This is a genomic window from Leptolyngbya sp. CCNP1308 (genome assembly GCF_034932455.1).
Classification (GTDB): Bacteria; Cyanobacteriota; Cyanobacteriia; order Phormidesmidales; family Phormidesmidaceae; genus Nodosilinea.
Window position 1 is genome coordinate 21732 of record NZ_JAYGIH010000076.1, and the last position, 14284, is coordinate 36015.

At 58.0% G+C, this 14284-nt stretch carries 12 protein-coding genes; 7 read left to right on the plus strand and 5 right to left on the minus strand.

What is annotated here, in order from left to right:
• Positions 1-186: 186 nt before the first annotated feature.
• Complete coding sequence (locus VB780_RS21915; RefSeq protein WP_323353313.1) at positions 187-936, minus strand: dienelactone hydrolase family protein; 750 nt, start codon at positions 934-936, stop codon at positions 187-189.
• A gap of 208 nt (positions 937-1144) precedes the next feature.
• On the opposite strand from VB780_RS21915, the gene VB780_RS21920 reads away from it, so the two are divergent.
• The 6 genes from VB780_RS21920 (at position 1145) to VB780_RS21945 (ending at position 8747) form a co-directional block, all read left to right on the plus strand.
• Entirely contained in the window at positions 1145-2131 is a 987-nt protein-coding gene (locus VB780_RS21920) for a GntR family transcriptional regulator (RefSeq protein WP_323353314.1), read from the plus strand.
• Between the two features lie 59 nt (positions 2132-2190).
• The gene (locus tag VB780_RS21925) at positions 2191-2706 is read left to right on the plus strand and encodes an HPP family protein (protein ID WP_323353315.1); all 516 of its coding nucleotides are present in this window, start codon (positions 2191-2193) and stop codon (positions 2704-2706) included.
• A 551-nt stretch (positions 2707-3257) separates the two neighbouring features.
• Complete coding sequence (locus VB780_RS21930) at positions 3258-4541, plus strand: DUF389 domain-containing protein (protein WP_323353316.1); 1284 nt, start codon at positions 3258-3260, stop codon at positions 4539-4541.
• Positions 4542-4736: 195 nt separating this feature from the next.
• The gene (locus VB780_RS21935) at positions 4737-6086 is read left to right on the plus strand and encodes a DUF2254 domain-containing protein (protein ID WP_323353317.1); all 1350 of its coding nucleotides are present in this window, start codon (positions 4737-4739) and stop codon (positions 6084-6086) included.
• Between the two features lie 209 nt (positions 6087-6295).
• The gene (locus VB780_RS21940; RefSeq protein WP_323353318.1) at positions 6296-7225 is read left to right on the plus strand and encodes a hypothetical protein; all 930 of its coding nucleotides are present in this window, start codon (positions 6296-6298) and stop codon (positions 7223-7225) included.
• A 106-nt stretch (positions 7226-7331) separates the two neighbouring features.
• On the plus strand, positions 7332-8747 hold the full coding sequence (locus VB780_RS21945; RefSeq protein ID WP_323353319.1) for an Nramp family divalent metal transporter: 1416 nt from the start codon (positions 7332-7334) through the stop codon (positions 8745-8747).
• Between the two features lie 123 nt (positions 8748-8870).
• Here VB780_RS21945 and VB780_RS21950 read toward each other — a convergent pair whose 3' ends face one another.
• The 3 genes from VB780_RS21950 to dnaG form a co-directional block, all read right to left on the minus strand.
• Entirely contained in the window at positions 8871-10076 is a 1206-nt protein-coding gene (locus VB780_RS21950; protein WP_323353320.1) for an FAD-dependent oxidoreductase, read from the minus strand.
• Between the two features lie 84 nt (positions 10077-10160).
• The gene (locus VB780_RS21955; protein WP_323353321.1) at positions 10161-10304 is read right to left on the minus strand and encodes a hypothetical protein; all 144 of its coding nucleotides are present in this window, start codon (positions 10302-10304) and stop codon (positions 10161-10163) included.
• Positions 10305-10409: 105 nt separating this feature from the next.
• Positions 10410-12353 carry a DNA primase gene (gene dnaG, locus VB780_RS21960; RefSeq protein WP_323353322.1) on the minus strand — a complete coding sequence of 648 codons (1944 nt, stop codon included), beginning with the start codon at positions 12351-12353 and terminating at the stop codon, positions 10410-10412.
• A gap of 220 nt (positions 12354-12573) precedes the next feature.
• Here dnaG and VB780_RS21965 point away from each other — a divergent pair, with 220 nt between their 5' ends.
• Positions 12574-13611, plus strand: coding sequence for an AI-2E family transporter (locus tag VB780_RS21965; protein ID WP_323353323.1), 1038 nt, complete (start codon positions 12574-12576; stop codon positions 13609-13611).
• Between the two features lie 154 nt (positions 13612-13765).
• Here the strand turns inward: VB780_RS21965 and rplI are convergent, their stop codons facing one another.
• The gene (rplI, locus tag VB780_RS21970) at positions 13766-14224 is read right to left on the minus strand and encodes a 50S ribosomal protein L9 (RefSeq protein WP_323353324.1); all 459 of its coding nucleotides are present in this window, start codon (positions 14222-14224) and stop codon (positions 13766-13768) included.
• Between the last annotated feature and the right edge of the window lie 60 nt (positions 14225-14284).

A 14284-nucleotide genomic window follows, 5' to 3' on the forward strand; every position in this document is an offset into this window, starting at 1 on the left:
ATTGGGACTTTCCATCCTTGACTGACGACGATCTAGCCTTGAGTGCGGAAGCACTGTTTCTCACGCTAGATAAACAAGAGGCGGACTATAAGCAGTAAGGAGGTGCAACTCCTCCCTGATAAACTGTCGCTGGGCATCCTAGCTGATGAGCTAAAGCCCTGCCACAAGCCGTTTTTAGCGGTGCCTCTATGGTGCACCGGGTAGCGTGGTCTTAAACAGTTGCAGCACCTGATCCCAGGCATCGCGGGCGGCCTCAGGGTTATAGCTGTAGCGCTGATCGCAGAAAAAGCCGTGCTCGGCATCGGGATAGCGAAAGATTTGGTGGGGTACGCCGTGTTCTGCCAGCGCCGCTTTGATTTGGTCCACTTCCTCAGATGAGATCAGGGTATCCTTTTCGCCGAAGAAGCCGTAGAGGCTGCCTTTAATCTCTGGGGTGCGGCTGAGGGTGGGGGCACCGCCGCCGGGTGTCAGAGTGGCAATGCCCGCCCCATAGAACGATGCGGTGGCGTTGACCTCGGGCAGGGTGGCGGCTAGATAGGCAACATGGCCGCCAAAGCAAAAGCCGATGCAGCCGACACCTTCGGGAATGACATTGTCTTTGCTGTAGAGATAGGCGATCGCCCCCTGTACATCCGCCAATAATTCTGTGGCCTTGGTGCCCTGCTTGTAGGTACGGCCCAGCTCCAGATCTTCGGCGGTGTAGCCCACCTCAAAGCCGGGGGCCTGGCGGTGGTAAATGTGGGGGGCGATCGCCACGTAGCCCGCCCCCGCCAGCCTCTCCGCCACCTCGCGGATGTGGCTGTTGACGCCAAACACTTCCTGAATCACCACCACGGCTGCAAATCGCCCCGGTCGAGAAGGCTCGGCCAGGTAGGCCAAAATCTCGGCGTCGCCGCTGGAGATAGGGATGGTTTCGGTTCGCACGAGGGATGTCATCGCGAGTTGTTTATACTGAACACTCCTACCTTAGCGCTGGGCCTGAGTCAGGGGATCTACAATTGTCAAAAATCATTGCGGGGGGCGGGGTGGCCGACCAGAACCCGGCGACTTTTCTAAGATTCGTCCTAAATTAGCAGTATGGCCGGTGTATCTAATCTGAGTTTGTTGAAATTGTGTTGTCTGTAGACAACCTGGAGGTGGTTTGGTGGTGCAGTTTCACATTCAGCCCGATAGCGAGATTCCGGCGTCGACCCAGCTCTATGACCAGATTTGGTTTGCGATCGCATCCCGGCAATATCCGCCCGGCTATCGGCTGCCCAGCACCCGGCAGCTAGCCATGCAGACGGGCTTACACCGCAACACCATCAGCAAGGTCTACCGCCAGCTCGAAGACGCCGGGGTGGTCGAGGCTATGCCCGGTTCTGGCATCTACGTGCGCGAGCAAAACAGCACTGACAGCGCTCGCCCCCAAACGGTGCTGTGGGCTGAGTTTCCCCAGGCCCGCGACGTAGTTGAGACGGGGCTCGATGAGCTGCTGCGCCAGGGCTGCTCCCTCAACCAGGCTAGAGAGCTATTTTTAGCGGAGATCGACTGGCGGCTGCGCTGTAGTGCTCGGGTGTTAGTCACTGCCCCCGGTCAAGACATTGGGGCTGGGCAGCTGATGGTGCGCGAGCTAGAGAGTGCTCTGCACATTCCGGTGCAGCTGGTGCCCCTCGAAGAACTCGACACCGTTTTGGCCCAGACCCGCTCGGGCACGGTGGTCACCAGCCGCTATTTTATTAGTGAAGCTGAGGCGATCGCCGCGCCCAAGTCGGTGCGGGTGATTCCGGTCGATATCTACGACTACAAAAAAGAGCTGGGCCTGCTGAAGGATCTGCCCAAGGGCACCTGTCTGGGCATGGTCAGCGTCAGCACCGGCATTTTGCGGGCGGCGGAAGTGATTAGCTACAGCCTGCGGGGCGACGAGATTTTGCTGATGGCGGCCCAAACCGATGACCCCTACAAGCTCAACGCTGTGATCCACAGCGCCCAGACCATTGTGGTATTTGACGAGGCCAGCTTGCCCACGGTGAAGGAGGCGATCGCCGAAGCCCGTGAAGACTTGATTCGCCCGCCCAAGCTGGTGGTCTGCGACAACTACATCGGCGAAAAGTCGATCAACCTGCTCAAGCGCGAGCTGGGGCTAGACTAAGATCGGTACATTGACCCATCGACGTATGGCTCTCTGCCGTCCCCAGCCTGGAGCCGTTCATGAGCCAAGACCGCAAAAGCCTAAAGCCCATTAAGGGTGCCAACCGTGCCCTGCGTCGTCGGCTAAATTTGCGGGGAGAACTCGCCCTGGCGATCGCCCCAACGGCAGTGGTTTTAGCGGTCTTGGCCCTGGTCGAAGCACTCAGCCAGCAGCGACTGCTGTTTGCTTCTTTGGCCTCCAGCGCTTTTTTGATCTACCTCGACCCCCAGCACGGCACCAACTCGGTGCGCACGCTGCTGATCTCGCAGCTGATGGCGGCGGGACTGGGCTTTATCACCTACACAGTGGTCGGGTCGGGCTACCTGTCGGGCGGACTAGCCATGGTGATCACCATCGTGCTGATGATTGTGCTGGATGTGGTTCAGCCGCCTGCGGTTGCCACTTCGCTGAGCTTTGCGCTGCGAAGTGGCAACGAAAGTAACCTGCTTCTATTTGGGCTGGCGGTGGGCATTACCGCTACGCTGGTCATGCTCGAAAAGCTGTCGCTGTGGGTGCTGGCCCGCCACAGTCATTAAATCGGCTAAGGCTCTGCCTGCGGTAAACCCCGTCTTCCTCTAGTTGAAGAAATAGGGTTGACTCCGGCAAACGCTGGCCGTTATTAGTCGGGCCAAGGGTCAGTCTCTGATCTCAGACTAAATCCTACTTGACTACCCCCAATTCCTCTGGGCAAATGCCATTTGCCCCTAAGAGGATGTTTGAAAAGTCCTATTTCTTGTAGCAAAAGTGGAGATCCCCCCTGCCCCCCTTTTTAAGGGGGGCAGGGGGGATCAGCAGGTGACTAAAACTACAGCAAATCACTTTTCAAACGCCCTCTAAGGTTTTGCCTGCTGGAAATCGGGGTTGTGTGATTTGGATTTGGTATCAGCCGATTGCGACAGGCTCTAGCGGCCCGAGGTTCAGAGTTTCAGGTATGCGGTTCAAGGCGGGCCGTACACCCAAATCCCTGCACCCTATCAACCTATCCCCTTTGGTTCAGCAGACGACTAGCCCTTCAGGCGATGCTAGGAACGCCAATCATCCCCAGGATAGAGAGCGTGATTGAACGATTTCTATCCGTGGATTTGCCATGCGCCAACTGTTGATTCAAGTGCCCAGCGGCTGCGGCAAGACCGTGCTGCAAAAGGCCCAAGCCTGCCAGGGCACCAACCTGGCCCAGTGGCAAACCATGGACGACCCTCCCCAGGACATAGTGCTGGTGCATGTCTCCAATCAGCGGGTGGAGTCGCTGCTAGAGGCGCTTCAAGATCTGCCGGAGCTAAACGTTACCCTGGTGCCAACGGGGGTAATGGCCCTGCACCCTCCCGCCGACCAGGCGGCAGAGCAGGTCACCCAGGTGGAGGAACGCAGCCCAATCGAGATTTTTCTGGCCGGGCTGCAAAGCGTCGGCTCCTGGAAGGGATTTTTGAGCTACGCCGCGATCGCAGGCATCATTGTCTGGATTGGGCTTTATACAAACACCAACTACCTGCTGGTGGCGGCGATGCTGATTGCCCCCTTTGCTGGGCCAGCCATGAATACGGCGATCGCCTCCGCCCGGGGCGATCGCCACCTGATTGGTCGCAGCGTGCTGCGCTACTTCAGTGCTCTGCTGGTCACCATTGCGGTGGCGGCCCTGCTCAGCCTGGTGTTTCAGCAGCAGATTGCCACGCCGCTGATGCTCGACAACAGCCAAATTTCAGCGGTGGCGGTGCTGCTGCCCCTGGCGGCGGGGGCGGCGGGGGCCATCAACCTGGTGCAGTCGGAGCGCAGCAGTCTGGTTTCGGGCACGGCCACCGGCATGCTGGTGGCGGCCTCGCTGTCTCCCCCGGCGGGTATTATCGGCATGTCTATGGCCATTGGCCGCTGGGATATGGTCGTCAACGGGGTGTTTTTGCTGCTGCTACAGCTCAGCAGTATTAACCTGTCGGCGGCAATTTTGTTCCGCACCTTTGGGCTATCAACTAAAGGGGCGCGCTACCGGCGCGGTAAGCGAGGGGTGTTTCCGGTGTCGTTGGGGGCCAGCGCGATCGCGATCGCCGCCCTGCTTACCTGGCAGCTGACCAACCCGCCCAGTCTCCAGCGCTCCAGTCGTGCCCAGCGGGCCAATGCCGAAGTGCAAACCGTGATTGAACAGTTCCCCCAGGTCAAGCTGGTGGAGTCAACGGCGCGGTTTACGCGATCTGACATTGCGGGCCAAACCACCCTGCTGTCGGAGATCTATGTGCAGCGCCAGCCCGGCAGTGACGCTGCCGATGCAGCGATTCAGGCTGAATTGACCCAGGCGATTCAAACTCACCTGCTCGACCAGGGGTTTAACATTACGCCGTTGGTCAGTATCAATGTGCTAGAAGCTCCCAACGCAGCTGATTAACCCGCTGTGGGTAGAGGCTAGGCCCGTCATCTCTCTTTAAGCTGAAAGAGAGGCTACTCATCCAGTTTCTAAGGAAGAAATAAACGCGATGGCCCAGGGCTGTTTAGACCTTACCGGCAACCATCGATCAGCCAGTTGGGCCGTGGCCAACCCGATTTCGACCGTGCTCAACCCTTTCTCGATCGCAGCCGTCCGATGAAACATCTTAAGCTCAGCAAATTTTGGGATAGCCTGCGATCGAGCTACTGGTTTTTGCCGACGCTGATGGCCGCCGGGGCGATCGCACTGGCATTTACCCTGCTGGCCCTCGATCAGTCAAATGTCACCGATATCAGCGCCCTGAGCTGGATCTATCAGGGCGGGGCCGATGGGGCACGGGCGGTGCTCTCGGTAATTGCGGGATCGATGGTGACCGTAGCGGCCACCGCGTTTTCCATTACTATCGTCGCTCTACAGCTGGCGTCGTCCCATTTTGGGCCGCGCCTGCTGCGCAACTTTATGCAGGATCAGGGCAATCAGATCGTGCTGGGCACCTTTATTGCCACCTTTATCTACTGTTTGCTGGTGCTGCGCACCATTCGGGGCGAAGACTACCAGCTGTTTGTGCCCCAGCTATCGGTGACGGTGGGGGTTTTGCTGGCCATGGCCAGCATTGGGGTGCTGATCTACTTTATTCACCACGCCTCCACCATCATTCAGGTCTCCCACGTGATTGCTGATGTCAGCCACGACCTAGAGCAAGTCACCAATCGCCTTTTCCCAGAAGACTTAGGCCGTGAGATCGACTCCCAGGACGCGGGTGCCAGAGACATGCCGACCGATTTTGAAGTCGCCGCCCAGCCCGTGCGCTCTAAAAGAACGGGCTACCTGCAAGGGATTGAAGACGACGCCCTCATGGAGGTGGCCTGCGATGAAAACCTTTTGCTTCAGGTCAAAGCCTATCCGGGGGCTTTCATTATTGAGGGTAGCCCCCTGGTGATGGCCTACCCCGCCAGTTGCGTTACCCAAGCGATCGGCGATCGCATCAATCAAGCCTTTGTCATGGGCCGCGAGCTCACTAAGCAGCAGAACGTGGAGTTTCCCATTGAGCAACTGGTCGAAATTGCGCTGCGGGCGCTGTCTCCTGCCATCAACGACCCGTTTACGGCCATTCGCTGTATTGATCGACTGGCCGATGGGCTGGCGCGCATTGCCGGTCGTGAGCTGCCGTCTTCCTACCGCTACGACCCGTCCCATACCCTGCGGGTAATTGCTGCCCCAGTCAAGTTCGAAATCCTAGCCGATACGGCCTTTAGCCAAATTCGCCAGTACGGCAGCGGCGACACGGTGGTGATCGGTCGGCTGCTGGCCGCGATCGCCGCCATTGCCCCCTTTACCCGCCACTTCAAACAGCGCTATATCCTGCAACAGCACCTTGAGGCCATCTGGTCTAGCAGCCAGCAGCAAATCCATCACAAGCAAGACTTAGAGACTGTAGAAAAACAGTATCACGCGGCCCTAGCTGCTCTACAGCTACCGCAACCCTCCATCAAAACTATTCTCTAGTAAAACAAATTGATTTCCCCCCATAGGCAGACATTGTTTACTACCGTTTTACAGATGGCTGCAATCCCAAAAAGCAATTAAAACGATTGTGAATACAAAACAGATAAACCTCTCTGAGACTAATGACTATCTTCTGAATATTGCTCCTGCTAGAAAACTATTGTTTTCTGAGGCATTGACAAAATGCTTTTATGCAGCAGTTCCGCAAGATGGCCGCACTGAAGAATTTGGAGCTAGACAATATTATGGCTAGAGTGAACGATAACCAAACGCATTTTCAAGTCAAAACGCAAACGAATAACGGCATTTCTAAAGGGCAAAGAAAATTTTTCCAGAGCACCCTTGCCATCGGTCTGATCGCTGGACTGATGGGAGCTTGTGCCGAAAATACGCCTCAGACTCCGGCCCCAGAGGGTTCGGCCAACGTGCAAACTGAAGACGTTGCTGAAAATACTGAAGGCTACATTGGTCAAACCGTCACCATTAGAAGCGAACCCATAGACAAGGTGGGGGATAATTCGTTCACGGTGAGTGATCAGCGGTTTTTTAGCAACGAACCTATTCTGGTCATCAATGCTTCCGGTGAACCTCTACTGCTGCCAGAAGGCGATGTGGAAGTGCAGGTAACCGGGGAAGTTCGTAACTTTCTTATTTCGGAGATCGACCAAGAGTTCGATTTAGCCCTTGATCCAACCACTTACGAAGAGTATGAGGATCAACCGGCCATTATTGCTCAGTCTATTGCGCTGTCTCCAGAACCGGGCGAAATTACCAGCAATCCTGAGCAGTACTATGGCGAAACCCTAGCCGTAACTGGCGAAGTGGAAGATATTCGAAGTGGGGCCGCCTTCACTTTGGATGAAGACCAACTGTTGGGTTCAGAAGACTTGCTGGTCATCTATGCCTCGCCCAAAGATGGCGTCCAGCAGCCCCAGCCCTCGGCCCAACTGCCTGCGATCGCCGACGGTGAAGAGGTTGCTGTCACCGGCACCCTGCGTCCCTTTGTGGTCGCCGATTTTGAGCGCGACTACGACCTCGGTTGGGATCTAGAGCTACAGCAACAGCTAGAGGCCGAATACAGCAACCAGCCAGTTCTAGTGGCGACGGGTATCTACCCCTCAGCCATTCCCGACGACTAGTATCAGCCCGCAACGCTAACGCGATGGTCTTGGGCTATCACCCAGGCTCAGATCATCGCGTTAGTGTTGCCCTGCCATCCTCGGTTCTTCAAGAGCAACATGCACCATGAGTGGTTCTCAGCCTTTGCGATCGCGTGACCAAGCCAGTGCCAACCCAACCAGCGCCGATTACTCCCAGCAGATACCCCAACCGCCGGAAGGCAAAGACTGGCTGAAATGGCTTGGCCCCAGTTTCATCTGGATGCTGTCGGCAGCGGGTTCAGGAGAGCTACTCTTTACCCCACGAATTGCGGCCCTCTACGGCTATGCCTTGCTGTGGGCACTGGTGGCGGCGGTCGTGCTCAAGTGGTTTATCAACCGCGAAGTTGGGCGTTTCACCGTTTGCACCGGCATCACTATTTTAGAAGGCTTTAAACGGCTGCCCGGCCCAAAAAACTGGGCGATCTGGCTAATTTTGGTGCCCCAGTTTGTAGTGGCCATTTCAACCGTAGCGGGCATGGCGGGCGCAGCGGCCACAGCTCTAATTTTAGGAACCGGCGGTACCGTTCAGCTATGGACTGTGATTATTATTCTGGTCACGGCTGCCATTGTATTTTTAGGGCAGTATGACGGCGTCGAAACCGTGTCCTCCTATATTGGCATTGGCCGCACGCTGGCCGTTGTCGCTGCCGCAATTTTTGTCTTCCCCAACCTGGGCAGCCTCAGTAGCGGGCTAGTGCCGCAGATTCCCAGCGGGGTGGAGTACCAAGAAGTCTTGCCCTGGCTGGGGTTCATGCTGGCGGGGGCCGCCGGGTTAATGTGGTATTCCTACTGGGTAGGGGCCAGGGGCTATGGCGCAGCAACCGCCCGACGAGAAACCCCGGTTGACTTTGACCAAATCAATGATGACCAAAAACAGCGGCTGCGGGGCTGGCTCAAGCTCATGACGTTCTCCAATACGCTGGCTGTGATTGGGGCTTTGCTGGCGGCGCTGGCCTTCTTAATTTTAGGAGCCGAGCTGTTGCAGCCCCAGGGACTAGTGCCTCAAGAGAACCAGGTTGCCGAAACTCTAGGTAGCCTCCTGGGCGACCTGTGGGGACCGTTTGGCTTTTGGTTTATGGTGGCGATCGTCTTTGTTACGTTTTGCAGCACAGCCATGTCGGTGCAAGACGGCTTTGGCCGCATGTTTGCCGACGGCACCCAAATTTTGGTGCAGGGGTTTGGCGGCGGCGGCCGGTGGACTAACGAAACCTTTCTCCGCAAGTTCTATATTGTCACGCTGCTGGCCGGTCTCCCCATTGCTGTATACCTGTGGTTTGGCGAACCTGTCGCTTTGCTCAAAACGGCGGGAGGCATTGAAGCTGCCCACATTCCCATCGTGACGGGGCTCACGCTGTATCTCAACCACCGCATGCTGCCCCAGGGCCTAAAACCCTCTGGATTCACCTTTTGGGCAACGGTGCTGGCGGGCGTCTTCTTTGCGGTCTTTGCCGCAATCTACCTGCTTCAGCTGGTCGGTGTGATTAGCAGCGGCGGTGCTTAGTACCGCTACGCGGGGTTCAAAATGCAAAATTCAAAGTTAAAAGTCTTTAGAATAGGCGTATTTCAAGCATTCTGAACAGTAAGGTCATTTCTGCCACAGTGTGCTAGGGCGGGGCTTTCCCTGCTAAACCTCTAGCTGCGCTAGGGTGATTCCTTCGCGCAGGGGCTGTTGTTGTTGAATCCATACCCGCTTCACTAAAGGGCCAACGACGGGCGAAAACGCGCTCAGTCCCTGGCGCAAATTGCCAAAGCGGCGCAGCATCTCTCCTCGACTGGCTTCGTGGGCCTGGAGTTTTTGAGCCTGGATGATCTCAGGTTCGCGCTCGGCCTGAATGCGGACTAGGGCGCGATCGAGGGCAGTGGGGTCTAGGGCCGATGGGTTGGCGGTTTTGAGGATCGGTATCAGGTGGTTGGCGGCGGCGATCGCATCCCTTAAAGCCAGGTTTATACCCTGGGCGCGCACGGGCGACATGGGGTGGGCGGCATCGCCTATCAATAGCAGGCCGGGGCGGTGCCAGCGGGGACAGCGCCCAACTAGCACCGAGAGGCGTATTGGGGGGGCAATAGCGTCTCCCGCCGCCCGAAAGTGAGCCACAAACTCGGGGGGCACCAGGGTGGCGAAGGTAGCTGCCCAGTCTTTCTGCTCGGTGGGTTCGTCGGGTGAAATGGCCCAAGCCAGGTGCATTTTGCCCTCCTCGGCCCCGTGGAACAGACTAAACACTCGTCCGCCTTTGACCACCGTGCAAAAACGATTATCGGCTTCATACCCCTCTGGAGCAGGCAGCTTAAACCACAGCACATCAATACTTTTAGGCTGAGTTTTCAGATCTAGCTCTGCCCGCTGGCGAATTACTGAAGCGCGACCGTCGGCCCCGATTACTAGGTCGGCTTCCACAGTGCGACCGTTGGCCAGGTGTACCCCCACGACTCGCTCGGCGTTCCACAGCAGATCCTTCACCGCCGTACCCGCCATCCATTCGAACCCCGGTTTGGACTGGGCGGCCTGCACTAAGGCTTCTAGCAGCGGTGGTTGGGAAACTAGGGTACAGGGGCGGGCTGAACCCAAGGGCTCGTCGGCGCGGAATAGGCGGCGATCGTTGAGCCAGAATTCCCAGGCGCTGAGGGGGCGGTGGGGGACGGTCTGGAGCAGTGAGTCTAGACCCATTTGGGCTAGGGCATCGAGACCGCTGGGCATCAGCCCCTCGCCGCGAAACTGGCGCTGAAAGTCGCGGGCGGCTTCGATTAGGGTGACGGAGATACCGCGACGGGCCAGCAATAGGGCCAGGGTTGCCCCGGTAGGGCCGGCGCCAACAATGACCACTTTGGGCATGGGTCTGCTGCCTATTAGAAACTCCGTTTAGGATAGCCGTTTGGCGGTGAGTAAGCGTAGGCGTAGGGTTGGCAATGCCCACCACTAACTTGGGCGATCGCGCAGTAGAAGCGGCGCACAATTGGGTTCAAAGCCAGATCTACCGCCGGGGCCATTTCGCTGGCCCCAGACCCCATCGAGAAAGGCGTTCCGCCGCCCTTCACCCCACGGAAAGGAGTGATCGATCATCGGTTTAAACCTCTACTTTGCCAATGGGACTGAGGGCAACACAAACCCTGGCGTTCTTTGAAGCACCGCACCGTAGGGTGGGCATTGCCCACCATTAACCTCGGGCTAGCGATCAAGAGAATCGTATTGCTCCCCAACCCAGGGCATGGTGGCTAGATCCTCGAAGCTGACCTGGCGATCCTTCTCTAGGACTTCGATGCGGCGTTTTTCGGCGTAGATTTGGCGCTGGTATTCGGCGAACTGCTCAGGGGCGGCGGTGCAATCGGTCTTTTCCCACAGGGCGAGAAAGTGACGGTAGCGCTTTTCGCAGAGGTTTTTTTCCATGCAGGCGGCGGCGGCGCGAATGATCAGGGGGGCGCGGATGACGTCGCGTTTGGTCTTTTCGCTGAGGTGCAGCAGGGCTTGCAGGGGGGTAGTGGCCAGGCCGGTGTCGGCGAGCTGGTTGCGCAGGAGGTTGACCAGATCAACTCTGGGGTCGTTGGTTTCGGTGAGCAGGCGCTGCATCTGCCGCCACAGGGCGCGGTGGTGGGAGTAGCTAAACTGCAGGTCGCGGTCTTCGAGTACCTGGCGAATCTCGTCGCGGTGGGCGGCATCGTGGAGAAAGATACGCAGCAGGGCGGCTTCGGCCTGCTCTAGGGAGCTGGCGCTGGGGGTGGTGGCAGGGGCGGAACGGGTGGGCGCTGCGTCGGAGGTGGTGCGGCGCTGACGGCGCACCTGGGTGACGAGGTTTTCGGCGAGGAGGGGCACCAGGCGGCTGTCGCCGTTGCTAAAGATTTCGGCGCAGTAGCGCACGTAGTGGGTGCGGGTGTCGGCGTTGGCGATGTCGCTGAGCAGCTTGACCACCGCCTGGCTGGTCTGCTGAAACTGGTCGGCCTGGCGCAGGTCTTTGCCCTCGATCAGGTTGTGGATTTGCCAGTCAATCCAGAGGGGGGCGGCCTCGATCAGGGCGCGGTAGTCGGCGGCGCTGTGGTGTTGCAAAAACTCGTCGGGGTCTTTGCCGTCGGGAATGTTCAGCACCCGCAGCTGCACGTCGCCCCGGTAGGCCATCTCTTCGACTTCGCCGATCGCCCGTTGGGCCGCCTTCACCCCGGCGGCATCGGCATCGAAGTTGAGCAAGATTTGTTTGGATTCGGTGTAGCGGAGGAGCTGGCGCACCTGGGCGGCGTTGAGGGCAGTGCCCAGGGCCGCAACGGAGTTTTCGAGTCCGGCGGCGTGGAGGGCGATCACATCGAAGTAGCCCTCGACGACGATCGCGCGGTCGTCTTTGGCGATCGCCGCCCGCGCCAGATCGAGCCCATACAGGGTCTTGCCCTTGTCAAACAGCTCGGTGTCGGGCGAATTGAGGTACTTGGGTTTTTCGTCGCCCAGGGCGCGGCCACCAAAGCCAATCACCCGGCTCTGGCCGTCGCGGATTGGGATCATTAGGCGATCGCGAAATCGATCGTAAAAGCCGTCGCCCTTTTGTCGGGGCACAATTAGCCCTGCTTGCTCGACTAAACTGACCGGGTAGTGCTTTTGCTCGACCAGGTAGCCGTAGAGGGTCTGCCAGCCCCCCGGCGCAAACCCGAGCTGAAACTGCTGAATGGTGGCGTCGCTTAGACCCCGCTCGTAGAGGTAGGCCAGGGCCGTGGCCCCGTCGATCTGCTGCAGGGCGTGCTCATAAAATTTTGCCGTCAGCGCCAAAATTTCGTAGAGCTGCTCCCGCAGGGTGAGCTGTCGCTGGAGTTCCTGGCGTTTGGCGGGTTCCAGCGTCGTCACCGGCACCTGGTAGCGCTGGGCCAAATCGAGCACCACGTCGGCGAAGGAGCGTTTGTTCAGCTCCATCAAAAACTTAAAGGCGTTGCCCCCCGCCCCGCAGGAAAAGCAATAGTAAAACTGCTTGCCGGGGCTGACGCTAAAGCTGGGCGACTTGTCTTCGTGGAAGGGGCAGAGGCCGACGAAATCTTTGCCCTGCTTTTTCAGCACCACATGCTGGGAGACCACATCGACAATGTCGGCGCGATCGCGCACCGCTTCAATGGTGTCGGGGTGGAGTCGGGGCGTATCCATAGGGTTGGACGAGGGGGGCGGGGCTAGGGGGCAGGCGGGGGGCAAACCACCAGATATAGAGGAATGGCTTGATTGTAGAGGAGTTCTTCACCAATCAGCAACGGCATCTATGGGTTCTCACCTCTCTCCCAGGAGGGTTGGCAGGGCGATCGCAACAGTCTTCTATGAACAAAGGGGAAATTAACTGCGCCTCGAAACCACCAACCATTTCAGGGGCACCATGGCTAAAAACAGCAGCACCGATCTGCAACGGATAGTGCTGATCGCAGCCGCCCTGACTCTACTGGGGGTACTGGGCCTGCTGATGTGGGCCTTGATCGACGTGCTATTCATGCTGTTTTTGGGGGTGCTGCTAGCGATCGCCCTGCGGTTTGCAGCGGGCCAAGTACAGCGCTTTACCCCCATTCCCCATCCCTGGTCGCTGGGAGTGGTGCTGGCGATCGCCTTGGTGGTGCTGGTACTCAGCCTGGTGCTGCTAGTACCGGCGGTAATTGGGCAGTTTGGCGATCTAGTCGAGCAGGTCGAAACGGCCATCGTTTTGCTGCAAGACTTTCTCACCTCGGGGCCTTGGAGCGATCACCTGCCCCCCGATGTAATTGACGACCTAAACGACACTACCAACCTGCCCAGCATACAAAACACCCTAAATAGACTGACCGGAGCCTTCGGCAGAGGCTTTGGCATCTTGGCCAACCTGTTGTTTATTCTTTTCACCGCCCTGTTTTTAGCCGTCGATGCCCAGCGTTACCGCTCTAGCCTGGTGCAGCTAGTGCCTCCTAAAGGCCGTCCCCGCGCCCGCCAAGTCATCGACCAGGTGATTGACGGTCTCAAGATGTGGCTGGTGGGGCGAGTCGTGTCAATGGTGCTAATCGCCCTAGTCATCGGCGTGGGCCTGCACCTGATGGGGCTGCCCCTGGCCCTGGCTCTAGGGGTTCTGACCGGGCTATTTGAGTTTATTCCGGTGGTAGGGGCGCTACTGTCGGCGGTGCCCGCCATTCTCATGGGGTTCACGGTGGGGCCAATGGTAGCGCTCTATGTGGCGGCGTTTTACCTGGTTGTGCAGCAGGTAGAGGGCAATGTGCTGACCCCGATCGTGCAGATGAAAACCGCCGACTTGCCGCCAGTACTGACGCTGACCGCCGTGGTAGCCATGGGGTTGCTATTTGGCCCGCTGGGGGTGCTCGTCGCCACCCCCCTGGCCCTAGTCATCATGATCCTGGTGCAGGAACTCTATATCCACGACGTTCTAGAACGTTAGCCCCAGTAGAACAGCTAGTAAAATGCCCGAACAAACAACCCGCCTTAAAAACCCCTGGGCAGGGATTACTGAGGCAGGTTGCTCAATGCTATAACCTTGTATCGTCTAGGTTTTTATCTGCTGCTCTGGGCCGTGATTCAGGGCTGATAGACCGTTACTCGGCAGTCACCCGCAGGTTAACAACCGCCGTGACTTCGGGGTGCAGCTTCACTTCGGCCTGGTATTCGCCCAGCTTATTGATATCGGGTACCGAAATATCACGGCGATCTACCTCTTTGTTCGCCAGCGACTTAATCACATCGGCCACATCGCCCGAGGTGACGGTACCAAAAATGGCCTCGTTCTCGCCTACGGGCTTTTGAATGGTGAACATGCCGATGGTGGTCAGCGCCGTCTTGGTGGCTTCGGCTTCCTGCTTAATCTCTAGCAGCCGCTGCTTTTGCGCCTCGCGCCGACGCTCTACCTGCTTTAGCACGCCGGAGGTAGTGCGCACCGCTTTCCCGTTGGGGATAAGATAATTACGTGCATAGCCAGGGGCTACCTCTACCAGGTCGCCGTTATAGCCCAGCTTGCGAACATCTTCTGTAAGAACTACCTGTACCCGTTTTGCCATGATTTTTCTCGTATAGCCCAGTTGACTATACTACCCAAAGGGGTTGTCTCTTGGCAACCC